This window comes from Sandaracinobacteroides sp. A072 (genome assembly GCF_052616365.1).
In genome coordinates this window covers 1-21253 of the sequence record NZ_JBQXGU010000001.1, presented here as the reverse complement: position 1 = coordinate 21253, position 21253 = coordinate 1, and the positions used below count along the sequence as shown (strand labels likewise).

The 21253-nt window shown below is 67.0% G+C and carries 22 protein-coding genes and 2 tRNA genes; 12 read left to right on the top strand and 12 right to left on the bottom strand.

Annotation, left to right across the window (positions count from 1 at the left end; all coding sequences use genetic code 11):
- Positions 1-41: 41 nt before the first annotated feature.
- The 4 genes from ACUJ46_RS00120 (at position 42) to nadC (ending at position 4813) form a co-directional block, all read left to right on the top strand.
- Entirely contained in the window at positions 42-659 is a 618-nt protein-coding gene (locus ACUJ46_RS00120) for a cell wall hydrolase (protein WP_445388426.1), read from the top strand.
- A 140-nt stretch (positions 660-799) separates the two neighbouring features.
- A complete protein-coding gene (nadA, locus tag ACUJ46_RS00115; RefSeq protein ID WP_445388425.1) occupies positions 800-1816 on the top strand; it encodes a quinolinate synthase NadA in 1017 nt (338 codons plus the stop codon).
- A 13-nt stretch (positions 1817-1829) separates the two neighbouring features.
- Complete coding sequence (locus ACUJ46_RS00110) at positions 1830-3956, top strand: prolyl oligopeptidase family serine peptidase (protein WP_445388424.1); 2127 nt, start codon at positions 1830-1832, stop codon at positions 3954-3956.
- Positions 3956-4813, top strand: coding sequence for a carboxylating nicotinate-nucleotide diphosphorylase (gene nadC / locus ACUJ46_RS00105; RefSeq protein ID WP_445388423.1), 858 nt, complete (start codon positions 3956-3958; stop codon positions 4811-4813). The genes ACUJ46_RS00110 and nadC overlap by 1 nt, the downstream gene beginning before the upstream one ends.
- Before the next feature lie 43 nt (positions 4814-4856).
- Here nadC and ACUJ46_RS00100 read toward each other — a convergent pair whose 3' ends face one another.
- The 3 genes from ACUJ46_RS00100 to ACUJ46_RS00090 form a co-directional block, all read right to left on the bottom strand.
- Positions 4857-5630, bottom strand: coding sequence for an inositol monophosphatase family protein (locus tag ACUJ46_RS00100; RefSeq protein WP_445388422.1), 774 nt, complete (start codon positions 5628-5630; stop codon positions 4857-4859).
- A gap of 144 nt (positions 5631-5774) precedes the next feature.
- Positions 5775-6179, bottom strand: coding sequence for a hypothetical protein (locus ACUJ46_RS00095; RefSeq protein WP_445388421.1), 405 nt, complete (start codon positions 6177-6179; stop codon positions 5775-5777).
- Positions 6180-6239: 60 nt separating this feature from the next.
- Complete coding sequence (locus ACUJ46_RS00090; RefSeq protein ID WP_445388420.1) at positions 6240-7037, bottom strand: DUF815 domain-containing protein; 798 nt, start codon at positions 7035-7037, stop codon at positions 6240-6242.
- 95 nt (positions 7038-7132) lie between these two features.
- Between ACUJ46_RS00090 and yajC the strand changes: the two genes are divergently transcribed.
- Genes yajC through ACUJ46_RS00070 form a run of 4 tightly spaced genes read left to right on the top strand, consistent with a single transcriptional unit; the run spans position 7133 to position 10457 of the window.
- Positions 7133-7483: a preprotein translocase subunit YajC gene (gene yajC, locus ACUJ46_RS00085; protein ID WP_445388419.1), complete on the top strand. Its 351-nt coding sequence runs from the start codon at positions 7133-7135 to the stop codon at positions 7481-7483.
- Positions 7484-7491: 8 nt separating this feature from the next.
- Entirely contained in the window at positions 7492-9084 is a 1593-nt protein-coding gene (secD, locus tag ACUJ46_RS00080) for a protein translocase subunit SecD (RefSeq protein ID WP_445388418.1), read from the top strand.
- Positions 9085-9099: 15 nt separating this feature from the next.
- The gene (secF, locus tag ACUJ46_RS00075) at positions 9100-10074 is read left to right on the top strand and encodes a protein translocase subunit SecF (protein ID WP_445389497.1); all 975 of its coding nucleotides are present in this window, start codon (positions 9100-9102) and stop codon (positions 10072-10074) included.
- Positions 10071-10457: an Mth938-like domain-containing protein gene (locus tag ACUJ46_RS00070; protein WP_445388417.1), complete on the top strand. Its 387-nt coding sequence runs from the start codon at positions 10071-10073 to the stop codon at positions 10455-10457. Before secF ends, ACUJ46_RS00070 begins: the two co-directional genes overlap by 4 nt.
- An 8-nt stretch (positions 10458-10465) precedes the next feature.
- Here ACUJ46_RS00070 and ACUJ46_RS00065 read toward each other — a convergent pair whose 3' ends face one another.
- The 5 genes from ACUJ46_RS00065 to ACUJ46_RS00045 all read right to left on the bottom strand — a co-directional run bounded on the left by ACUJ46_RS00065 (position 10466) and on the right by ACUJ46_RS00045 (position 15180).
- Entirely contained in the window at positions 10466-11509 is a 1044-nt protein-coding gene (locus tag ACUJ46_RS00065) for a Kelch repeat-containing protein (protein WP_445388416.1), read from the bottom strand.
- Positions 11509-12372, bottom strand: a complete 864-nt coding sequence (gene aguB / locus ACUJ46_RS00060; RefSeq protein WP_445388415.1) for an N-carbamoylputrescine amidase — start codon at positions 12370-12372, stop codon at positions 11509-11511. The genes ACUJ46_RS00065 and aguB overlap by 1 nt, the downstream gene beginning before the upstream one ends.
- Positions 12369-13331, bottom strand: a complete 963-nt coding sequence (locus ACUJ46_RS00055; RefSeq protein ID WP_445388414.1) for an agmatine deiminase family protein — start codon at positions 13329-13331, stop codon at positions 12369-12371. Before ACUJ46_RS00055 ends, aguB begins: the two co-directional genes overlap by 4 nt.
- Positions 13332-13405: 74 nt before the next feature.
- Positions 13406-14110, bottom strand: a complete 705-nt coding sequence (locus ACUJ46_RS00050) for an RlmE family RNA methyltransferase (protein WP_445388413.1) — start codon at positions 14108-14110, stop codon at positions 13406-13408.
- On the bottom strand, positions 14107-15180 hold the full coding sequence (locus ACUJ46_RS00045) for a Ppx/GppA phosphatase family protein (RefSeq protein ID WP_445389496.1): 1074 nt from the start codon (positions 15178-15180) through the stop codon (positions 14107-14109). Before ACUJ46_RS00045 ends, ACUJ46_RS00050 begins: the two co-directional genes overlap by 4 nt.
- Before the next feature lie 376 nt (positions 15181-15556).
- Between ACUJ46_RS00045 and ACUJ46_RS00040 the strand changes: the two genes are divergently transcribed.
- Positions 15557-15632 (top strand) — tRNA-Ala (locus ACUJ46_RS00040).
- A 37-nt stretch (positions 15633-15669) separates the two neighbouring features.
- Here the strand turns inward: ACUJ46_RS00040 and ACUJ46_RS00035 are convergent.
- Both ACUJ46_RS00035 and ACUJ46_RS00030 read right to left on the bottom strand, forming a co-directional pair.
- Positions 15670-15969, bottom strand: a complete 300-nt coding sequence (locus ACUJ46_RS00035) for a DUF167 domain-containing protein (protein WP_445388412.1) — start codon at positions 15967-15969, stop codon at positions 15670-15672.
- A complete protein-coding gene (locus ACUJ46_RS00030) occupies positions 15969-16895 on the bottom strand; it encodes an acyl-CoA thioesterase (protein ID WP_445388411.1) in 927 nt (308 codons plus the stop codon). Before ACUJ46_RS00030 ends, ACUJ46_RS00035 begins: the two co-directional genes overlap by 1 nt.
- A gap of 218 nt (positions 16896-17113) precedes the next feature.
- On the opposite strand from ACUJ46_RS00030, the gene ACUJ46_RS00025 reads away from it, so the two are divergent.
- Entirely contained in the window at positions 17114-17872 is a 759-nt protein-coding gene (locus ACUJ46_RS00025) for an NUDIX hydrolase (RefSeq protein ID WP_445388410.1), read from the top strand.
- 42 nt (positions 17873-17914) lie between these two features.
- On the opposite strand, the gene maiA is transcribed toward ACUJ46_RS00025, so the two are convergent.
- Entirely contained in the window at positions 17915-18556 is a 642-nt protein-coding gene (gene maiA, locus ACUJ46_RS00020) for a maleylacetoacetate isomerase (protein ID WP_445388409.1), read from the bottom strand.
- A gap of 37 nt (positions 18557-18593) precedes the next feature.
- The gene (gene hspQ, locus ACUJ46_RS00015) at positions 18594-18938 is read right to left on the bottom strand and encodes a heat shock protein HspQ (protein WP_445389495.1); all 345 of its coding nucleotides are present in this window, start codon (positions 18936-18938) and stop codon (positions 18594-18596) included.
- Between the two features lie 255 nt (positions 18939-19193).
- Here hspQ and ACUJ46_RS00010 point away from each other — a divergent pair.
- Both ACUJ46_RS00010 and ACUJ46_RS00005 read left to right on the top strand, forming a co-directional pair.
- A tRNA-Ser gene (locus tag ACUJ46_RS00010) sits at positions 19194-19283 on the top strand.
- A gap of 106 nt (positions 19284-19389) precedes the next feature.
- Positions 19390-20826 (top strand): DUF6538 domain-containing protein, encoded by a 1437-nt coding sequence (locus ACUJ46_RS00005; RefSeq protein ID WP_445388408.1) that lies wholly within the window; start codon positions 19390-19392, stop codon positions 20824-20826.
- The last annotated feature ends 427 nt before the right edge of the window (positions 20827-21253 follow it).

Genomic DNA, 21253 nt, shown 5'->3' with positions numbered 1-21253 from the left:
GGCGCACGCAGCCCCATGAACCGCGAATCATGAGTGACTTGATGCGATATCTTGCTCGGGCTGCCGCGGTTCTGGGTTTCTCGATCCTGCTCCTTGCCGCCGGCGAAGCCCCGAATGGCGATCTCGCCTTTCTTGGTGACATCCGGACCGAAGAGTCCGCACCGGCCCTGATTCCGGCCGTTTCCTTCATTGAAGACAGCCACACCGTCCCCGAACCGGATATCGGGCCGGTTGTTCCCGAAGCCTCGAACCTCGCCGACATGGTGAAAGCCGTGCGCACCCTCGACGGCATCGTGCTCGACACGGATCTCAAGTGCCTCGCCACCGCCGTCTATTTCGAATCCAAGGGCGAGCCGCTGGAAGGCCAGCTCGCCGTGGCGGAAGTGATCCTGAACCGTGTCGAAGACGGCCGCTTCGGCCGTGACATCTGCTCGGTCGTGAAGGCGCCCTACCAGTTCAGCTTCGTCCGTGGCGGCAAGCTGCCGGCTCCGCGCGACATGAACGCCTATGAAACCGCCGAAGCCATTGCCGTGATCGCGGCTTCGGCCAGCTGGCAGGAAGTGGTGGGCGGCGCCACCCATTTCCACGCCCGCTACGTCAACCCGCGCTGGAAGCTGCAGCGCGTGGCGGCTGTCGGCCAGCACATCTTCTATCGCTGATCCCGCCCACAGGCATGACAGGCCCGCCCAGCCGCATCCGCGGCGGCGGGCCTTTTCGTTCCGCCCTCCTTGCACGGCCGCAACCATTCCCTTTGCCAAAACAGGGGCAAGCCCCATATGGGGGGGCAGGAGGTACTGCCATGGATGCGCGTCTGGCCGAACGGGAATCACTGAGAGGGCTTGATCTCAAGGCCGAGATCCAGCGGCTGCGCAAGGAGCGCAATGCCGTCATCCTCGCCCATTACTATCAGACGCCCGACCTGCAGGACATCGCGGACTTCGTCGGCGATTCGCTGGAGCTGTCGCGCAAGGCGGCCGAAACCGACGCCGACGTGATCGCCTTCTGCGGCGTGCGCTTCATGGCCGAAGTGGCCAAGATCCTGTCGCCGGAAAAGATCGTCGTCCTGCCAGACATGGACGCCGGCTGTTCGCTCGAGGACAGCTGCCCGCCGGATGATTTCGCGGCCTTCCGCGCCGCGCATCCCGATCACATCAGCCTCACCTACATCAACTGCTCGGCGGCGGTGAAGGCGCACTCCGACATCATCGTGACATCCTCGAGCGCCGAAAAGATCATCGCAGCCCTTCCGGCCGACCAGAAGATCCTGTTCGCGCCCGACAAGCATCTGGGTGCCTGGCTCGCCCGCAAGACAGGCCGCGACATGCTGCTGTGGGATGGCACCTGCATCGTCCACGAGGCCTTCAGCGAAACCGAACTGCTGAAACTGAAGGCGCTTCATCCTGAAGCACCGGTCGCCGCCCACCCGGAATGCCCGGCCCATATCCTCGACCATGCCGACATGATCGGCTCGACCAGCGCGATCCTGAAGTTCGCGCTCGAAAGCCCGAGCCAGACCATCATCGTCGCGACCGAGCCGCACATCATCCACCAGATGGAAAAGCAGGCCCCGGGCAAGACCTTCATCGGTGCGCCTGGCGCCGACGGCAAGTGCAGCTGCAACATGTGTCCCTACATGGCGCTCAACACGATGGAAAAGCTCTATCTGGCGCTGCGCGATCTCGAGCCGCGCATCGAGGTGGACGAGGCGCTGCGGCTGCGGGCGCTGCTGCCGCTCAACCGCATGCTCGCCATCGCCAGCGGCGCCGCGACCGACCTGACGCCCGCCCAGACCTACCCGCCCGTGACCGGGGACTGACCGAAGGACACACATGCGCGCGCCCCTGCTTGCCTCCATCCTGACAGCCGCCCTCATGACCGCACAGACTTCGGCCGCACAATCCCCGGCCACAACCGAACCCGCCGACCAGCATCAGTGGCTGGAAGATGTGACCGGGGAAAAGGCGCTCGAATGGGTCCGGGCGCGCAACACGAAATATCTGCCCGAACTGGAAGCCACGCCCGGCTTCGAGGCATGGCGCGACAAGGCCCGGCGGATCCTCGAGGATCCGCGCCGCATCGCCTACCCCACCGGGGCCGCGCCCACGGGCGTCACAGCCGACCGGGTCTTCAACTTCTGGCGCGATGAACGCAATGTGCGCGGCCTGTGGCGGGTTTCGCCACGCGCGGCCTATGATGCCGGCAAGCCGGAATGGTCGACACTCATCGACATGGATGCGCTGGACGCAGCCGAAAAGGGCAACTGGCAGTTCGGCGGCGCCACCTGCCTGCCCCCGGCACAGCAGCGCTGCCTCGTCAGCCTCTCCGTCGGCGGCAAGGATGCCGTCGTCGTGCGCGAATTCGATACGGTGGCGAAGCGCTTCATCCCCGAGGCCGAGGGCGGCTTCACGCTGCCGGAAGCCAAGCAATCCGTCGCCTGGCTTGATGAGGGACGGCTGCTCGTCGCCACGGCTGCCGGCCCGGTGACCACGTCCGGCTATGCCCGCGACGTGCGCCTGTGGCAGCGCGGCACGCCCTTTTCCGAAGCGAAGCTGATGCTCTCCGCCGAAGAGGCCGACATGGGGGCATGGGCGTCCGCCTATGGCGATGGCGAAGGCCGGCGCGCCGTCATCGACCAGCGCACCAGCTTCTGGACCGGCCGGGTCTTTCACCTGATGGCGGACTGGAGCTGGGTGAAGAGCCCGCTTCCCGACGATGCCGATTTCCGCTTCATCGCAAACCTCGGCGACGGGCCGCGCGCCTATGCCCTGCTCCGTACCGCGTTCAACGACATCCCGGCCGGAAGCCTCGTTTCCTATGCGGTGCCCAATGTCGGCACACCCGGCGCGGTGGAGCGCGTCCTCACGCCCGGCGAGACCCAGGCGATCGCCGACATCGACGCCACCGGAAAGGCCATCTACATCGGCCTTCTCGACAATGTGGCGGCCCGTCTCGTTCGGCTGACGCGTGAGACCGATGGCGGGTCCGAAGGCGGGTCCGTTTCCTGGGCAGCGGATGATGTCGCCATTCCGGCCAATTCGGCGCTCCAGATCGTCGCGGCCGATTCCGCCGACAGCCTCTATGTCAATGTCGCCGCCTTCACCGAGCCTTCGCGCCTGATGCTCAGCCAGAACGGCGCCGCAGCATCTGTCATGGCATCGGCCCCGGCCTTCTTCGATGGCGCGCAGTTCAGCGTGTCCCAGCGTTTCGCCACATCGAAGGACGGAACCCGCATCCCCTATTTCGTCGTGCGCCCGAAGCATGCCAAAGGCCCGCTCAGGACGCTCTACTGGTCCTATGGCGGCTTCGAGATCCCGCTGACGCCTGCCTATGTCTCGCCCGAGGTGCAGATGTGGCTGGAACAGGGCAACCAGTATGTGGTCGCCAATATCCGCGGCGGCGGCGAGTTCGGCCCGCGCTGGCACCAGGCGGCGCTGAAGGAAGCGCGCCAGCGCAGCTATGATGATCTCCACGCCGTCGCCGAAGCGCTGAAGAGCGAAGGCCTGGCGTCGAAGATCGCGGTCCATGGCCGCTCGAACGGCGGGCTCATGGCAAGTGTCGCCTATACCCAGCGCCCCGATCTCTATGATGGCGCGATGGTGGGCGTGCCGCTGGCCGACATGCGCCGCTATCACAGGCTTCTGGCCGGCGCTTCCTGGATGGCCGAATATGGCAACCCGGACGTGCCCGGGGAATGGGCCTATATCCGCCAGTACAGCCCCTATCAGAACATCCGTCCCGGCGCGCGCTATCCGCGCGTCTTCTTCTACACCTCCACCAAGGATGATCGGGTCCACCCCGCCCATGCCCGCAAGATGGCGGCCCGTATGGAAGCGCAGGGGCACCCCATCTATTATTACGAGAATATCGACGGCGGCCATTCCGGCGTCGCCAATCTGAAGGAAAGCGCCTATCGCTCGGCGCTGATGCTCGCCTATCTCAACCGGGAGCTGAACTGATGCAGACGCCCGATCTCGGCGGCTTCGACCTCGACGCCTTCATCACGGCGACACTGGCAGAGGATCTGGGCGGCGTCGCCGATGCCGCCCGTGACCTCACCGCCACGGCCTGCCTGAAACCCGATGCCCGGCTGTCGGCCGTGCTCGCCGCGCGCGGCGCGGTGGTGGTCGCCGGCCTCTTCCTCGCAGACCGCTTCTTCCGCGCGCTCGATCCGGCCTGCACTGTCAAGGCGCTGGTGGCCGATGGCGACCATGTGGCGCCGGGCACTGCCCTGCTGCGGGTCGAAGGCAATGCGCGTGCGCTTCTGGCGGCCGAACGCTCGGCCCTCAACAGCCTCCAGCACCTGACCGGCATCGCCACCCTGACACGGGACTATGTGGACGCCATGGCCGGAACCGGCGCCATCCTCCTCGACACGCGAAAGACCCTGCCCGGCCTTCGTCAGCTGGAAAAATATGCCGTGCGCATGGGCGGCGGCACCAACCACCGCATGGGCCTTCACGATGCGCCCATGGTGAAGGACAATCACATCGCGGCCGCCGGCGGCGTGACCGAGGCGGTCTCAGCCTGCAAGGCGGCGGGGCTGTCCAACATCACGGTCGAGGTCGACCGGCTCGACCAGATCGAAGCCGCAATCGCTGCCGGCGCCGACCGTCTCCTGCTCGACAATATGGCCCCGGAAACCCTGCGCGCCGCCGTCGCGCTGGTTGCCGGGCGCGTGCCGACCGAAGCGTCGGGCGGCGTCAACCTCGATACCATTGCCGCCATCGCCGCCACCGGCGTTACCCATGTGTCGGTCGGGCGGATCACCCAGAGTGCGCCCGCCGCCGACATCGGCATGGATTACGAGGACTGATCCGGCCGGCAGGGCATGCCCCGCCCTTTTCCGGCCTGCCCGATCAGATCCGCGCCAGCGCTTCCTCGTGTACGCGGGCGTCGCCCGTCGCCAGCACCCGCCCTTCCGTATCCGCCATGGTGAGCGGGCGCCCGCGCCAGTCCGTCACCTGCCCGCCCGCGCCCTCGATCACGGGCACAAGCGCCGCCCAGTCATAGGGCTTCAGCCCTTCCTCCATCACAAGATCAAGGCTGCCCGAGGCGACAAGGCCGTAATTGTGGCAATCTCCGCCGAACAGCATGTCGGTGACCGACCGGCCGATTCGCTGGAAGGCGGCATGGCCCGCCGCCGAAAAGAGCAGCGGGTGCGTGGAGGCCGCGCGGGCCGCGCCAAGCCCTTCGCAGGCGCGGGTGCGCACGGGGCGGCCATTGTGCGTGGTGCGCGGTGTCCCGACCGTGCAGCCCAGCCAGCGGTCCCCGGCGGCAGGCGCCGAAATGAGGCCCAGAATGGGGCGTGTATCCTCCACCAGCGCGACAAGCGTGCCATAGATGGGGCGGCCGGCCACGAAGGCGCGCGTGCCGTCGATCGGGTCCAGCACCCAGAAACGCCCCGACCGGCTGGCCGACACGCCATATTCCTCGCCATAGATGCCATCCGAGGGCCGGTCGCGCTCCAGCATCCGGCGCATGGCGCTTTCCGCCGCGCGGTCGGCAACCGTCACCGGGGACAGATCCGCCTTCTGCTCGATGGCAGGCTGTCCGCGGAAATAGGGCAGGCTGGCCTCGGCCGCCACATCGGCAAGGCGCTGCATCAGGATGATATCGGCTTCGATCGACATGGGGTCGCGCTAGCCGGTTAGGCCGCTGCGCGAAAGGGCAATGGCGTCCGGCCGCCCGATTCAACCCCCATATCAGCCCCCATATCAGCCCCCGTATCAGCCCCCGTATCAGTCTCCGTATCAGCCCCCGTATCAGTCTCCGTATCAGTCGAGGCCCGCCCGGTCCGCCACCAATCGTCCGGCCATGAAGACGAGCCGTTCCCGCACGGGGGCGGGCAGCAGGTCCTCGAGCACCGCATGGGCGGCAGCGGCATCGCCGCGCGCAACACCGCCCAGCAGCCCCGTCAAGGTCGCCTCGTCATGGGTGAGCGCGGCGGCACAGGGCGGATGGCAGGTGAAGGGGTCGGGCCAGGCGGCGACCATCATCTCCATCATCATGCCGAAGCCGGAGGCCGCCGGGCCGAGCAGGGCGCGCACCGGCGCACGCGGGGAGCGGCCGGCCCGCGCCAGCATCACCCACATGCGCGCGGCCTTCAGGAAAAGGCGTTGCTCCTCGTCGATACGGTCCACGCGGGGAAGGGCAAGAAGAGCGCTGGAAAGCAAGGGCATGGATACCTCCGTCCTGGATGATGGAGGCAAAGTTATTGCGAATGATTATCAGTTTCAAGCTTAATCGGCAGCCGCACGTCGTGTCAGAAGTTCGGTGCGGTAATGCCACGCCGTCCGGCCCGAACGGCCGCCCCGAGCCAGCGCGAAGGCAATCGCATCCTCGGGCTCGAAGGAAAGGCCCTCGGCCTCGGCATGCCGCCGCACCATCTCCAGATAGCTGTCCTGGTCAGGCACATGAAAGCCGAGCACGAGGCCGAAGCGATCCACCAGCGCAAGCTGGTCATCGGCGGCGTCGCGCGCATGGCGTGCCCCATCCTGCTGCATGCCGCTCCCGGCGATCAGATGGCGATGATTGGATGTCACGGCCAGCCGGACATTGGCCGGCCGCTCGGCGATTCCGCCATCGAGCAACGAGCGCAGAAGCCGGACCGTCGGATCCGCCGCCTCGAAGGCAAGGTCGTCCACGAAGACGATGAAGGGCCGCCCGGCGCGGGCCAGCAGCCGGAACAGATCGGGCAGGGTGGAAAGGGCGTCGCCGCCCGCCTGCACAAGCGCCACGCCGCAATCGGCGGCAATGGCGCGCACAAGGGCGGATTTGCCCATGCCGCGCGCACCCCACAGCAGCATGTCATGGGCAGGGGCGCCCGCCGCCAGCGCCCGGGCATTGCGGGAAAGCGCCGCGATCTGGCCATCCACCCCGGCAAAGCGCGCCAGCGGCAGGATGTCCCCAGCGCCGGCATCGTGAAGCCGCGCGCCGTCCCAGCGGAAGCGCTCCCCGCTGGCCGGGTCCACTTCCGTTGCATGGGCGGGCGCAAGCCGTTCAAGGGCGGCGGCGATACGGGCAAGAGCATCTGTCATGGCCTTGCCCACCTAGCCGCTTCGCACCATTTGAAAAAGCCGTCGCCCGCGTGTAGACCCGCCGTCATTTGACCCACCAAGGGAATTGACACCACATGTTCTCCACTCCCGCCTTTGCCCAGAGCGCCGCCGGAGGCGCCGCCGGCGGCACCTCGGCCTTCCTGATCCAGATCGTGCCGCTGATCCTGCTGTTCGTGATCTTCTGGTTCCTGATCATCCGCCCGCAGCAGCAGCGCGTTAAGGCCCACCGCGCCATGGTGGATGCCGTGAAGAAGGGTGATGATGTCGTCACGGGCGGCGGCCTCGTCGGGCGGGTCGTGAAAGTCACCGGAGACGAAGTGGAAATCGAGCTTGGCCCCAACATGCGGGTGAAGGCGATCAAATCCACGCTGGCCACCGTCACGCAGCGCGGCGCCGGCGCGCCCGCCAACGACGCCAAGGCCTGAGCCCCCCGATGCTGGACTTCCCGCGCTGGAAGATCTGGGCGATCACGCTGACCATCCTGGCCGGCACCATCTTCGCCCTGCCCAACCTGCTCTCCGAGCGTCAGCTGGCCGAACTGCCCGACTGGCTGCCCAGGCAGCAGCTCAACCTGGGCCTCGACCTGCGCGGGGGAAGCCACATCCTCCTCGAGGCGGACCCCGCCGACATCGCGAAGGCCCGGCTCGAAACACTGGAAGAAGTCGTCCGCACCGAATTGCGGCAGGCAGACGGCGGGGCCATCGGCTTCCGTGACCTCTCCACCCGGGAGGGCGCCATCAGCTTCACCGTCCGCGACACGGCCGACATCGACCGCGCGGTCGAGACGATGCGCGCCATGTCGCGCCCTGTCGGCCAGCTGACAGCCCAGCGCGATCTGGATGTCAGCGTCATGGACGGAACCCGTGTCGTGGTCCGTCCGACCGCCGCCGGAATCGCCGCCGAAACCGATGCCGCCATGGTGCAGGCCGTCGAGGTGATCCGCCGCCGGATCGACGAACTCGGCACCCGCGAGCCGACCATCATCCGCCAGGGCGACACCCGCATCGTGGTGCAGGTGCCCGGCCTCCAGGACCCGGATGCCCTGAAGGCGCTCATCGGCAAGACGGCGCGGCTCGAATTCCGCCTCGTCAACCTCGAGGCAGACCCGGCGATGGTCGCCGAGGGACGCGCCCCGCCGGGAAGCCAGATCCTGCCCAATGCCGATGGCGGCGTGATCGTGGTGCAGCGCCGCGCGCTCATCACCGGCGACCAGCTGGTGGACAGCCAGCCCACCTTCCAGGACGGCATGCCCGTCGTCTCCTTCCGCTTCGACAGCGTCGGCGGCCGGCGCTTCGCCAAGGCGACCCAGGAAAATGTCGGCCGGCCCTTCGCCATCGTGCTCGACGGCCAGGTGATTTCCGCGCCGCGAATCAACGAGCCCATCCTCGGCGGATCCGGAATCATCAGCGGCAACTTCACCACCCAGAGCGCCAACGAACTCGCCATCCTGCTGCGCTCGGGCAAACTTCCTGTCGCCCTCAAGGTGATCGAGGAACGCACCGTCGGCCCCGATCTCGGCGCCGATTCGATCCGCGCCGGGGCCATCGCCAGCGCACTGGCGACGCTTCTGGTCGCCGCCTACATGATCGTCACCTACGGCCGCTTCGGCATCTATTCCGTCGCGGCGCTGGTTCTGAACGCCGTGATCATCATGGGCGTCATGTCGGTCCTGGGGGCAACGCTCACATTGCCGGGCATCGCCGGCTTCGTTCTCACCATCGGCGCCGCAGTCGATGCCAATGTGCTCATCAACGAGCGCATCCGCGAGGAACTGCGAAAGGGCCGGGCCATCATCGGCTCGATCGAGACCGGCTATCGCGAAGCCTCGCGCACCATCTTCGACGCCAATGTCACGAACACGATCGCCGCTGTCATCATGTTCTGGTTCGGTTCCGGCCCGATCAAGGGGTTTGCCGTGGTTCTCACCATCGGCATCGTCACTTCGGTCTTCACGGCCGTCACCGTAACCCGGCTGATGGTGTCCTTCTGGGTGCGCCGTTCGCGGCCGCAGACCCTTGTGCTCTAGTTCGGGGGAATGACCATGCGGCTTCTGAAACTCGTACCCGACAACACCAACATCCGCTTCCTGCGCTGGCGCAACGTGGCGGTCGGCCTGTCGGTTCTGTTGATCCTCGCCTCGATCGCGCTCGTCGCCATCCGGGGGCTGAATTTCGGCGTCGATTTCGCCGGCGGCCTCATGATGGAAGTCCGCTTCGAGGAACAGGTCCGGCTCGATGACCTGCGCGCCACCGTCAATTCGGCCGGCGCCGGCGATGCCTCCCTCCAGAGCTTCGGCGATCCGCGCACCGTCTCCGTCCGCCTGCCCCTCCCCCCGGGGGATGACGAGGCCGTGCAGGCCGTGGTGAAGCATGTGCAGGACAGCATCCGCGCCGACAATCCGAAGGCAGATTTCCGACGTGTCGAAACCGTCTCGGGCAAGGTTTCGGGCGAACTGATCCGTGACGGGGCCTTCGCCATCCTCTTCGCCATGATCGGCATCTCGATCTACATCTGGTTCCGCTTCGAATGGCAGTTCGGGGTCGGCTCGATGTTCGCGCTGGTGCACGATGTGGCGCTCACCCTCGGCTTCTTCGCGCTCACCCAGCTTGAATTCGATCTCAACATCGTGGCGGCCGTGCTCACCATCGTCGGCTACTCGCTGAACGACACCATCGTCATCTATGACCGCATCCGCGAGAACCTGCGGAAATACCGCAAGATGAGCATCGAGGAAGTGCTCGACCTCTCCATCAACGAGACGCTCTCGCGCACCATCGTGACCTCGATCTCCATGGTCCTGGCGCTCGGCACGCTGGTGCTGCTGGGCGGGTCGGTGTTGTTCGGCTTTGCCGTCGCCATGCTGCTCGGCGTCCTGATCGGCACCTATTCCTCGGTGTTCATCGGTGCCCCCTTCCTGATCTGGCTGGGCGTCAACAGTGACACCTTCGTCCCGGCCGAAACCGGCCCGGAAGAAAAGCTGAAGGCAAAGCGCGCCGCCGAGCAGGGCCGGGTTTGACAGGAACAGGCATCCCGGCCGGGCCGGCATCAGGCCCGAAGCTGCAGCAGGCCCCCACACGGATCGAAGGCCGGGCGGCAGGCGGCTGGGTCGTCGGCGGCCGCCTCCACCCGCCGGCCCTGCTGGCAACGGCCGCCGACGCCCGCAGCCTCGCCGGTCTCGAACTCGAAACCCTCGATGCTGCCAGCATCCCCCCGCTTCCCGACGGCGTGGACCTGCTGCTGCTGGGCACGGGCACTGTGATGAAGCGCGCGCCCCGCCCCTTTGCCGAGGCGATGCGCGCGCGCGGCGTCCGCGTCGAGCCGATGGACAGCCAGGCTGCCGCCCGCACCTTCAACGTCCTGCTCGCGGAAGACCGGCTGGTGGCAGCCCTGCTGCTCTGAAGCCCTTCCTAGGGGCGGAAGATATCGTGCGCGCGCCGGGTCGCCCGGCCGCCGACTTCAGCAGCGCCGCCCAGCAGATGAACGGCGCCATTTAGGGCAACAGCGCCAAGGCCATGCACGGGCTGGGGCAGGTCCGCCTCGCGCGTCCAGCGATCGGCCGCCGGATCATAGGCAAAGACCTCATGATGCGCCCTGCCATCCTTGCCGAAGCTCTCGCCGCCAAAGCACCACAGCCGGCCGCCCAGAACGGCTGCTGCATGGCCGCCGCGTGCAGCGGGCATGGGGGCAAGCGTCTGCCAGCGCCCCGTCAGCGGGTCATAGGCATGGTGGTCGGTGCGGTTCACCAGCCCGCCCGGCGTTACCACGCGCCCGCCCGCCACATGCAGCCTGCCGCCCAGCACCGCTGCCGCCGCGCTGTTGCGTGGCACGGGCAGAGGTGCCAGCGCCTCCCACTGCCGGCTGCCGGGCTTCAGGATGAAGGCGGCCCCGGTATCTTCATGGTCGCCATAGGCGCCATTGGCATCACCCGATGGCCGGCGGCCACCGGCCAGCAGAACCGCCCCGTCGATCACGCCGCCGGCAACTTCTGCCTGCGGCAGCGGCAGGGCCGGGCCTTCGCGCCAGGCGCCATCGGGCGCGTCCAGCATCCAGCACTGGCGCTCCATCGTCCAGATGCCCCCCGTGCCCGAGGAAAAACCGCCGATGGCAAGCAGTGGGTCACGCCCCGCAGGCACCCCGGGCGCGGCCAGAAACGGATGATGCAGCTGGCCGGGCATGTCGGTCAGGGCGTCCCACGCCCCGGCTCCGGGCTGCAGGCGGATCGTCGCGGCCGTCGGCCACAAAGCGCCAAGATTGGCGACAAAGCCCGGACCGCGCGCCCGGAAACCGCCGGCCAGCACAAGTGCGCCGCGCCAGGCCGTGGGGTAGATTTCCTGCACGGCGAACGGCAGCGGCGTGCCCGCAGACCAGGGCGAAGACCGCCGCGCCGCAGCCAGGATCGGCGATGCGCCCATGGCAAGGCCGGCAGCCAGCAGCGCGCGCCGGGTGAGCATCAGATATCTTCCGCCAGCCGCCCGTAAAGCGCCGGGCGACGGTCGCGGAAAAAGCCGAAGGCGGCGCGATGGCGGTCGATCAGGTCGAGGTCGAATGCGGCGGTGAGCACCCCTTCGGAGGCGGTGTCCATTTCGGCCACCATGTCGCCACGCTGGTTGCAGATGAAGCTGTTGCCATAGAAATGCTGGCCCTGCCCGTCCGCCGTCGGCTCGATACCGACACGGTTTGCGGCCACCACGGGCACCACGTTCGAAACGCTGTGGCCGATCATCGCGCGCAGCCACAGGCGGCGCGTGTCCAGCTCCGGGTCATGCGGCTCAGATCCGATGGCCGTGGGGAACATCAGCACATCGGCCCCCATCAGCATCATCGCGCGCGCGGTTTCGGGGTACCACTGGTCCCAGCAGATGCCGACGCCAATGACGCCATGCCGTGTCGGCCACACCCGGAAACCCGTGTTTCCGGGGCGGAAATAGAATTTCTCCATATAGCCCGGACCATCGGGAATATGGCTCTTGCGATATGTGCCCGCCACCATGCCATCCTCGCCCACGAAGGCGATGCTGTTGTAATAATGATGGCCGTCGCGCTCGAAGAAGCTGGTGGGAATGAAGATGCGTTCGGCGCGCGCCACCTCGCGCGCGGCTTCCACCGCCGGGTGGCTGGCAACCGGGGCCGCCGTCGCAAAGACCGCCTCGTCCTGTGCGGTGCAGAAATAATGGCCCTCGAAAAGCTCCGGCGGCAGGATCACCTTCGCGCCCTGGGCCGCAGCCTCGCGCACGAGGCGCATGGCCCTGGCGATGTCGGCATCGCGGTTGCCGCTCATCGCCATCTGGATGGCGCCCACATGAAGCATGGTCATTCCTCCGGAACCTGCTGGGTGATGCAATGAAAACTGCCACCGCCGGTCAATATGTGGCTGGCGGGAAGGCCGCTGACCCTGTGGCGCGGAAAGGCGCGCTTCACTGCATCCACCGCCGGGCCGTCGCTGGCGCCGCCGTAAAGCGGCACCACCACCTGCCCGTTGGCGACGATCCAGTTCATGTGCGAGGCCGGAACCAGTTCCCCATCCTGCTCGAACCGGCCAACCGACGGAACATGCACGACAGCAAGGCCTGCCGCGCGCAGGCGGGCGGCCGCATCGGCAAAGACCGGGGCATTGGGGTCATCGTCAGCCGAAGCCGGCACGGCAACGGTGCCTGGCGCGACGAAACGGGCGAGATTGTCGACATGCCCGTCCGTATGGTCGTTCAATAGCCCGTCCCCCAGCCAGACGATGCGGTGAACGCCCAGCGCCTTCCCGAGCGCCGCTTCGGCTGCCGCACGGGTCCAGCCGGGGTTGCGGTTGGGGTTCAGCAGGCATTGTTCCGTGGTCAGCAACAGGCCCTGCCCGTCGGATTCGATGGCGCCGCCTTCCAGCACGAAATCATGCGAATCGACAGAGGCCGCCATCAGCCCGGCCATGTGCGCGCCGACCGTGTCATCGCCTTCCAGGTCATATTTGCCGCCCCAGCCGTTGAAGCGGAAGCGCACGGCCGTTTCCGGCCCGGTGAACAGGGGGCCGGTGTCGCGCAGCCAGATATCGCCGAAGCGGATGTCGTGGATTTCGGCGCAGTCGCCGACGGCCGCGCGCGCCGCCCGGGCCGCTTCCGCGCCGCTCGCCAGCAGCGTCACGGGCACGGTCTGCGCCAGTTGCCGCACCATGGCGGCAACCTCGGCCTGCGCCGGGGCAAGATCGTCAAGCCACAGGTCCCCATCCGAGGGAAAGGCGGTGAAAAGGGCGCGCTGTCTGGCCCATTCGGCAGGAAGGATTCGGTTCATGCCGCCCTCAATAGACATGGCCGGCCGCAAGTTCCATGGCCGCGCGGCCAGCCCGCCTTGCGCCGGCCCCCCGTTTACGCCTGCCCTTCTTGCACCGGGCCCTTGAACCCCTGCGCCACGAGATAGGTTTCCGAAGATTCCTTGCGGCTTGCCGGCGGCTTGGCATGGCGCACCGTTTCGAAGCGTCGCTTCAGTTCGGCAACCAGCTGCCCTTCCGCCCCGCCGCCGAGCACCTTGGCGACGAAAGTGCCGCCCGGCCGCAGCACGCGCGTGGCGAAATCGGCCGCCGCCTCCACCAGCGCCATGGTGCGGATATGATCCGTCTGCGGATGGCCCACCGTGTTCGCCGCCATGTCCGACATCACAAGGTCGGCCGGCCCGCCCAGCAGGTCGACAAGCCTGTCGTCCATGCCTTCGGCCAGGAAATCGCCCTGCACGAACTCCAGCCCGGGAATCGGCTCCACCGGCAGCAGGTCGATGCCGACGATTCGGGCCTTCGGCCGGCGCTTCAGCAGCACCTGCGACCAGGATCCCGGCGCCGCCCCCAGGTCGACAACGCGCTCCACGCCCTGAAACAGGCCGAACCGCTCATCCAGCTCGATCAGCTTGTAGGCTGCGCGCGCGCGCCACCCCTCCAGCTGCGCGCGCTTCACATAGGGGTCGTTCAGCTGACGCTCCAGCCAGCGCGCAGAGCTCACGGAACGCCCGCGCCGGTTCCTCAGGCGGGTGCGCCCGCCCAGCGAACGCCCGCCGGTGCCGCCGCGCGTCGGGCCGCTCATCGGGCTAGCCCGGGCTGTGCGCCGGGCCGCCGGGCGCCGCCGGCGGTGCGGATGCTGTCTTCGCGTGCGATCATGCTGCGCAATATTCCTTCGCGTATGCCCCGGTCCGCCACCCGCAACTGCGGCGCGGCGCCAAGGTCGATGAGGGCTTCGAGGATGGCCGCACCCGCGACAACCAGGTCGGCGCGATCGCTGCCGACACCGGGAATGGCGGCCCGCTCGTCCGGCGACCGGGCTGCAAGCGAATGGCTCAGCGCGACAAGATCGGCGGTCGCGGCAAAGGATCCATCGACCCGCCGGCGGTCATATTGGGGCAGGCCCATGTTCAGGCTGGCAAGGGTCGTGACCGTGCCGGATGCGCCAAGAAGGTGCACTTCTCCGCGCAACAGGCGGCGCAAAGGCTCAAGATGCTGCGCCACCCGCCCCTTCATGCGGGCATAGCTTGCCATGCGCGCAGCCTCGCTGCCGCTGTCGGCAGGCTCGGTCTCGCCCAGCGAAACCACACCCCAGGGCACGCTCACCCAGGCTGTCATGCCGATCATGGGCGGCCGCCCGCGCCGCCCGTGCCGCCGTTCGAGAAGCACGACCTCCGTCGATCCGCCACCGATGTCGAAGACAAGCGTGCGGTGCGCGTCCGGATCGATCAGGGTCTGGCACCCCAGAACGGCAAGGCGCGCTTCCTCCGCCGGGGTAATGACATCGAGCGCAAGCCCGGTTTCATCATAGACGCGGCGGATGAAATCCGGCCCGTTTTCGGCGCGCCGGCAGGCTTCGGTGGCAACGCTCCTGACTTGCGTCACACCGCGTCGGGCAAGTTTGTCGGCACAGACGGAAAGGGCCGTGACGGCACGGTCCATCGCTTCGTCGGAAAGCCGGCCGGATTGCATCAGCCCCTCGCCAAGCCGGACAATCCGCGAAAAGGCGTCGATCACCTGGAAATCGCTGGCGCAGTCGCCGCGCGCGGTGCGTCGCGCGATCAGCAGGCGGCAATTGTTGGTGCCAAGGTCAAGCGCCGCCAGTGGCCCGCGGCGAAGCGGGGCGGGCGCGGCGGAAAAATCCGCTGCCCCCATCGCTGGCAAAGATCCGGCCAGCGCCCGCGCGGCGCCAGCATCGGCAGCCGCGCCCGGGCAATCAGCCCCGGCGGCCTTCGCAGACACGTCGGTCGGTGCGCCGCCTCCCGGCGGCGAAGGCGCTTCAGCGCCCGGGCCGGACCCGGTCCGGCCTCTGCTGTCCCCCTCCAGCGCCGGGGGGGCCATGGCATCCTGCATCATTATGGTCCCGCTTCGCCCGCCCGAAATTGCCGGAGCGTGCACTTGAAACAAAGCTAGCATCTGCCGGCATATTCTCAAGTGCGCTTTGCCGCCGGGTGCGCGAAGTGGGGCATTGCATAGAGGCTTGACGGGCTGTATAGCCCGCCCTCTCCAGGGCCTGGGCCTCCGGTCAAACGGGGACGTAGCTCAGATGGGAGAGCGCAGCAATCGCACTGCTGAGGTCAGGGGTTCGATCCCCCTCGTCTCCACCAGGCCCCCTCTCCGGATCATCCGACACAAAAGCGGGCATCAATCCCCGATGTGCGGCTCCAGTTCCTGGGGGATGCGCTTCGCACCCCTGATTCGCACCCGCTTCCACCGCGCATGTGCGCCCGAAACCAGCTCAACGTCGCGCCGCGCCACGCCAAAGGCCGCAGCAAGGTGATCGAGCATGCGCGCGGTCGCCTTTCCGTCCTCGGGCGGGGCTGCGACATCGATGCGCACAAGCCCGTCCGCCACCCCGCGGATCCGGTCGGCGCGCGCCCCGGGCCGCGCCTTCACCTCCAGCAGGATCCACTCTCCCTCGCGGCGGATGGCGTCACCGCTCATCAGGCGGGCGTCCGAGGCCGCAGCAGCGTCTCCTGCGCCACGCTTGCCACCAGCGCGCCATCGGCAGCATGGATCTGGCTGCGCACCAGCCCGCGCCCGGCCTGCGCCGATGGGCTTTCGCAGCTGAACAGCAGCCATTCGTCCGTGCGCGCGGGGCGGTGAAACCACATCGCATGGTCAAGGCTCGCCATGAACAGGCCCGGATGCGGCATCGGCAACGTATGCGGAATGGCCGCCGTGCCGGAAAAGAACAGGTCCGACATATAGGCCAGCAGGCAGGCATGCTCGGGCGGTGTCGCGCCGGCGGCAGAGGGCACGCGCATCCAGTAGGTGCGGCGCGGCGCGCGGGCGGGGTCATGCAGGAAGTCCCGCCAGTCGATGGGCTTCACCTCGATCGGCCGGTTCTCGCGCGCCCAGCGTTCGCGCACCAGCGGCGGCAGCCGGTCGCCGAGGCTGGCGGCAAGTTCGCCCAGCGTCTTCAGCATCTCCGGGCCGGGAACGTCCTGCGGCATGGCATCCTGGTGGTCATAGCCCGGTTCCGGGGCGTGAAAGCCGCATTCCATGTGAAAGATCGGCTCGCCTTCCTGAATGGCGACGACCCGGCGCGTGGAAAAGCGGCCGCCGTCGCGGGTCCGGTCCACCTGGTAGACAACGGGCGCATGGGCGCGCCCGGCGCGCAGGAAATAGCCGTGCATGGAATGAACGGCGCGCGGCAGCATGCCTTCCGGCCCGTCGGCCATGCTGTGGGTGGCAGCGGTCAGCGCCTGCGCCAGCACCTGTCCGCCGAAAAGCGCGTTGTTCGGGTTTTCCTGGTTCAGCCGGTTGCGGAAAAGGTCCCGCTCCAGCCGCTCGAGCGCCAGAAGCCGGGGCGCATTCTGCCCGTCCCACTGCCCGATCAGCTGTTCGCCTGTCTGTCCACCCGCCATGCCCGCACCTTTCCATTCATGTCGCCCGCCACGCCCTAACCCTCAAAACTGCGATTGTCGCCAGCGGGATCGGGCCGGTAAGGCTTGTGCATGGCCCATGCCGCATCCCGCCCCGGCCCTCAGGCCCGCTGTCACGCGGGCGCGCAGGCTAAATGGCGGCTGCAGGCGGATGGCTCAAGCCCGGCAGCCACGCCGCCCCTCCATCGAAAGGCAACAGCATGACCAGACCCGACCTCACCGGCACCGTGCCGGCGGCAACCGTGATCATCGCGCGGGATGGCGTGCGCGGCCTCGAGGTGCTCGCGATCGAGCGGGCGAAGGGCATGGGCTTTGCCGGCGGCGCCGTCGCCTTCCCCGGCGGCAAGGTGGATGCAAGCGACGTGCCCGAGGGGCCTGCCTTCTCCGGCTTCGATGTGCTCGACGTCGTCGACGCGACCGCCCGCATTTCCGCCGCACGCGAGGCCTTCGAGGAAGCCGGCATCCTCCTCTCGCGCGGGGAAGAGGTGGAGCGCGAAGTGCGCGCGAAGCTCCGCCCCGCGTCCGACCGGCATGAGATCGCCTTTTCCGATCTTCTGCTTTCCATCGGCCATGTGCTCAGCGCCGATGTGCTGAAGCCCTTCGCCCGCTGGGTGCCGCCGCTCGATCTGCACAAGCGCTTCGACACGCATTTCTTCCTCGCCCGCCTTCCCGAAGGCGAAACCATGCTGGCCGATGGCCATGAGGCCGTCCACGCCCGTTGGGTAAAGCCGTCGACGCTGATCGACGAAGCCGTCGCCGGTCGCATCAGCCTGCTTTTCCCCACCCGCTGCAACATCGCGCGCCTCGCCCAGTTCGACAGCGTCGACAGCCTGATGGCCGATGCCACGCCGCCACCCTTCATCCAGCCGGCTGTGGTCGAGGAAGGCTTCATCTCCATCCCCGAAGGGCTGGGCTACCCCTATACGCGCGAGCCGATCGCAAACATGCGCCGCGCCTGACGGGGCAGCCGCTCAGTCAGTATCGGGGCAGTCAATATCAGGTCAGTCAGCGTCGGGCTGAACTTCGGGCCGGGCCCTGGCAAAGGCAGGGATGGGGGCGCAGGCCGCCTCGATTTCAAGGATGCGCGGAAAGGCCGAAAGCGCCACCCCGAAACGCCGCGCATTGAACAGCTGCGGCACGATCAGGATATCGGCAAGGGTCGGCTCCGCCCCGAAGGCGAAAGGCCCGGCTTCCCGCGCGGCAAGCGCCTCGCAGGCGGAAAGCCCCTGCACGATGGTCTGCCGCGCCCAGTCCCGCGCGGCATCGGCGCCGGCCAGCGCCTCCACCCGCTTCAGCACGCCCAGATTCTGCACCGGGTGCGTATCGGCTGCAATCACCAGCGCCATCGCCCGGATGCGCGCCCGCAGCAGCGGATCGGCCGGCAGGAAGGCCGGCTCCGGCACTGTTTCCTCCAGCCATTCGAGGATGGCGAGCGACTGGGTGAGAAGCGTCCCGTCCGGCAGCTCCAGCGCCGGCACCATGGCTTGCGGGTTGCGCGCCCGCCAGGCGGCATCGCCTTGCGCGCCGGTGCGCAGGTCGATCGAAAGGCTCTCGTAAGACAGCCCCTTCCAGTTCAGCCCGATCCGCACGCGCCAGGCAGCGCCCGAGCGGAAATAGCCATGCAGGCGAAGGGGGCCGTTCATGCCAGCCCCGCCGCCCTGCCTGCCGCCTGTGCGCGCATCAGTTCCGTATGGCCGGCTTCAGCTGATAGCGCCCGTCCCGGTAATCGGTGAACAGCTGCCGCACGGCCGGGTGGCTCACGGGGCCGCTGCTGCTGTCAGGCAGCAGGTTCTGCTGGCTCACATAGGCGACATAGCTCGACTCCTCATTCTCGGCGAGGAGGTGGTAATAGGGCTGGTTCTTCGCCGGCCGGAGATTTTCCGGAATGGCGAGCCACCATTCCTCGGTGTTGGCGAATTCCGGATCCACATCGAAGATGACGCCACGGAAGGGAAAGACCCTGTGGCGGACGACATCGCCGATGGTGAAGCGGGCTTCGGCAAAGTGCGGCGCGGGCGGACCCATGCCGGCACCAGACCCGCCATCCTCACCCGCACCACGCCCGGCGGCAACGCCCGGCTGCATGGAAGACCCAGATTTGCTGTCCATACGCATCCGTCAGACCATCCTTTCCTTCAAGGATATAGGCAGACGGGCTCATATGGAAAGGGGCGGATGTCGCAGGGGCGGATCCTGGGGGCTTGTGTTTACCCGATGTCAGGGCTATGGCCGCCGACTGCCATAGACCACGGCTGAACAAACTGTTGAACGACAGGGCGCGGAGAGGTGCCAGAGTGGTCGATCGGGGCGGTCTCGAAAACCGTTGTCCGTGCAAGCGGACCGTGGGTTCGAATCCCACCCTCTCCGCCAATTTCTACCTAAGCATCTGATTTGGTGAAACCCGTTGCAAAATCGGGCCTTTTGAACGAAGTTTGCTACAAACTTTGCTACAAAATGCCGGAAGGAACGGGGGCAGGTGCAGCGCATAAAGCACCATCGTTATCTCTATCGTCGGGGTGATGCCTGGGTGTTTCGACGCGCCGTCCCGCCAGCGCATCAGGCGGCTTTCGGCACCACCGAAGTTTTCGTGACGCTCAAGGCCAGCACTTTGGCGGAGGCGAGGCTGGCGATGCAGTCTCATCTCGACAGCTTTGAACGGAAGCTGAGGTTGGCCGCGGGAGGCGTGCTGGAGAGCGTGACCGGCACAATTGAGCCTGACCCGGCACTAGTGGAAATCGAAGCTGTTGTTCGGCGCTGGCTGGCAGAGCGAATGGAGCGCTTTGCCCGTGCCGGTATGGCCCCAGAGGATGAGGCCGCTGCTGTGGCTCGGCTTTCAGAACTTGAGCGTTATCGCGACGATGTCGCGGCCGGCGCGATGGTCGGCAAGCCATCCCGTTCTCAGATGAACGATTGGATTGTCCAGGCCATCAAGGAGCAGCGCAGCTGGAAGTTCGACGAGCGGTCGGCGGCACACCGCAATCTGCGTAGAGTGGTGGCGCGAGCCCAACTGGAGGCCAGCCGGCGAGAGGAACAGGATATTCTTGGCGCGCCCCGGTCCGTTGTGGATGCCACCTTCGCACCTGAGGAGTATCGCTTGGACCAGGATATGGACCGAGCCAGTCCGAAGCGCGCCGTCACGTTGAGAGCGCTATTTGATGGTTACGTGGCTGAGCGTGACCCTGCGCCTGCAACTGTCAAAGCCTGGAAGCGCCAGCTTGAAGCCTTCATTACCTATCTCGGCCATCAGGATGCCGCCAACGTCATGATGTCTGACGTGGTGGGATGGAAAGAGCACCTGCTGACGGGGGCAGGCAGCGGCGGCCGACGGCTGTCTGCCAAGACGGTCAAGGACACTTACCTCTCCGTCATCAAGACCATTTACCGCTGGGGCTATGAAAACGGCAAGGTGCGCATCAATCCAGCCCAAAAGGTAAGCGTCCTTGCCCCACGCAAGCAGGTAACCCGTGAAAAGGGCCTCAACGACCAGGAGGCGCTCGCCATTCTGAAGGCCACGCTGGAGGAGCCCCCGCCAAACCTGAGCAAGGAGCGGAAACTGGCGCGGCGTTGGGTGCCGTGGATATGTGCCTATTCTGGAGCCCGTGTGAACGAAATCACCCAGCTGCGGGCTGAGGATGTCTACAAGGTGAGGGATATCTGGGTTATCCGCATCACGCCCGAGGCCGGCAGGACCAAGACGCAGCAGGCACGGACGGTCGCCCTCCATCCACACCTCATTGCGCAAGGTTTCCCAGCCGTTGTGGAGGGTCGCACGGGGCCGCTCTTTTATGACCCCGACCGGCATCGCGGTGGGTCTCAGGGCAATCCTCAGGCCAAGAAAGTTGGCGAATATCTGGCACGTTGGGTACGCGAGATTGGCGTCACCGATGAGAAGGTTATGCCGAACCACGGCTGACGCCATCGTTTCAAGACGCAGGCTCGGTTTGCCAACATGGACCCGGAAATCAGGGACGTCATCCAGGGACATTCTCCCCGGACAGTTGGCGAAGCCTATGGCGATACCCTTCCTGAAGTTTTGCTTCGGGAAATTGCCAAGATGCCCAGCTACACCGTGGCGGCACAATAGGCACACAAATCCCAGCCGCCTGACGGCGAGCCGACCAAGAAATGCTGCGTCTAGAGTGTCGGCATAATCATTTGCGAACCCAGCGGTTTGCGCTAACTTTGCTTCGCCCCTTGAAAGTCCAAGGGGTGGGGCGTGGAAACCCCGCTGAGACACCTCGGTCACCGATTTCGGAGGCCGGGTGGAGTTGACCCGCTTTGGTGGACACCCTGAAGATGGATTTGGAGGTGTCACATGGGGAGATTTCGAACGGCGTATC

Coding starts and splice junctions, on each gene's coding strand:
- ACUJ46_RS00120 (WP_445388426.1), top strand. CDS start 42: ATGCGATATCTTGCTCGGGCTGCCGCGGTTCTGGGTTTCTCGATCCTG.
- nadA (WP_445388425.1), top strand. CDS start 800: ATGGATGCGCGTCTGGCCGAACGGGAATCACTGAGAGGGCTTGATCTC.
- ACUJ46_RS00110 (WP_445388424.1), top strand. CDS start 1,830: ATGCGCGCGCCCCTGCTTGCCTCCATCCTGACAGCCGCCCTCATGACC.
- nadC (WP_445388423.1), top strand. CDS start 3,956: ATGCAGACGCCCGATCTCGGCGGCTTCGACCTCGACGCCTTCATCACG.
- ACUJ46_RS00100 (WP_445388422.1), bottom strand. CDS start 5,630: ATGTCGATCGAAGCCGATATCATCCTGATGCAGCGCCTTGCCGATGTG.
- ACUJ46_RS00095 (WP_445388421.1), bottom strand. CDS start 6,179: ATGCCCTTGCTTTCCAGCGCTCTTCTTGCCCTTCCCCGCGTGGACCGT.
- ACUJ46_RS00090 (WP_445388420.1), bottom strand. CDS start 7,037: ATGACAGATGCTCTTGCCCGTATCGCCGCCGCCCTTGAACGGCTTGCG.
- yajC (WP_445388419.1), top strand. CDS start 7,133: ATGTTCTCCACTCCCGCCTTTGCCCAGAGCGCCGCCGGAGGCGCCGCC.
- secD (WP_445388418.1), top strand. CDS start 7,492: ATGCTGGACTTCCCGCGCTGGAAGATCTGGGCGATCACGCTGACCATC.
- secF (WP_445389497.1), top strand. CDS start 9,100: ATGCGGCTTCTGAAACTCGTACCCGACAACACCAACATCCGCTTCCTG.
- ACUJ46_RS00065 (WP_445388416.1), bottom strand. CDS start 11,509: ATGCTCACCCGGCGCGCGCTGCTGGCTGCCGGCCTTGCCATGGGCGCA.
- aguB (WP_445388415.1), bottom strand. CDS start 12,372: ATGACCATGCTTCATGTGGGCGCCATCCAGATGGCGATGAGCGGCAAC.
- ACUJ46_RS00055 (WP_445388414.1), bottom strand. CDS start 13,331: ATGAACCGAATCCTTCCTGCCGAATGGGCCAGACAGCGCGCCCTTTTC.
- ACUJ46_RS00050 (WP_445388413.1), bottom strand. CDS start 14,110: ATGAGCGGCCCGACGCGCGGCGGCACCGGCGGGCGTTCGCTGGGCGGG.
- ACUJ46_RS00045 (WP_445389496.1), bottom strand. CDS start 15,180: ATGGGGGCAGCGGATTTTTCCGCCGCGCCCGCCCCGCTTCGCCGCGGG.
- ACUJ46_RS00035 (WP_445388412.1), bottom strand. CDS start 15,969: ATGAGCGGTGACGCCATCCGCCGCGAGGGAGAGTGGATCCTGCTGGAG.
- ACUJ46_RS00030 (WP_445388411.1), bottom strand. CDS start 16,895: ATGGCGGGTGGACAGACAGGCGAACAGCTGATCGGGCAGTGGGACGGG.
- ACUJ46_RS00025 (WP_445388410.1), top strand. CDS start 17,114: ATGACCAGACCCGACCTCACCGGCACCGTGCCGGCGGCAACCGTGATC.
- maiA (WP_445388409.1), bottom strand. CDS start 18,556: ATGAACGGCCCCCTTCGCCTGCATGGCTATTTCCGCTCGGGCGCTGCC.
- hspQ (WP_445389495.1), bottom strand. CDS start 18,938: ATGGGTCCGCCCGCGCCGCACTTTGCCGAAGCCCGCTTCACCATCGGC.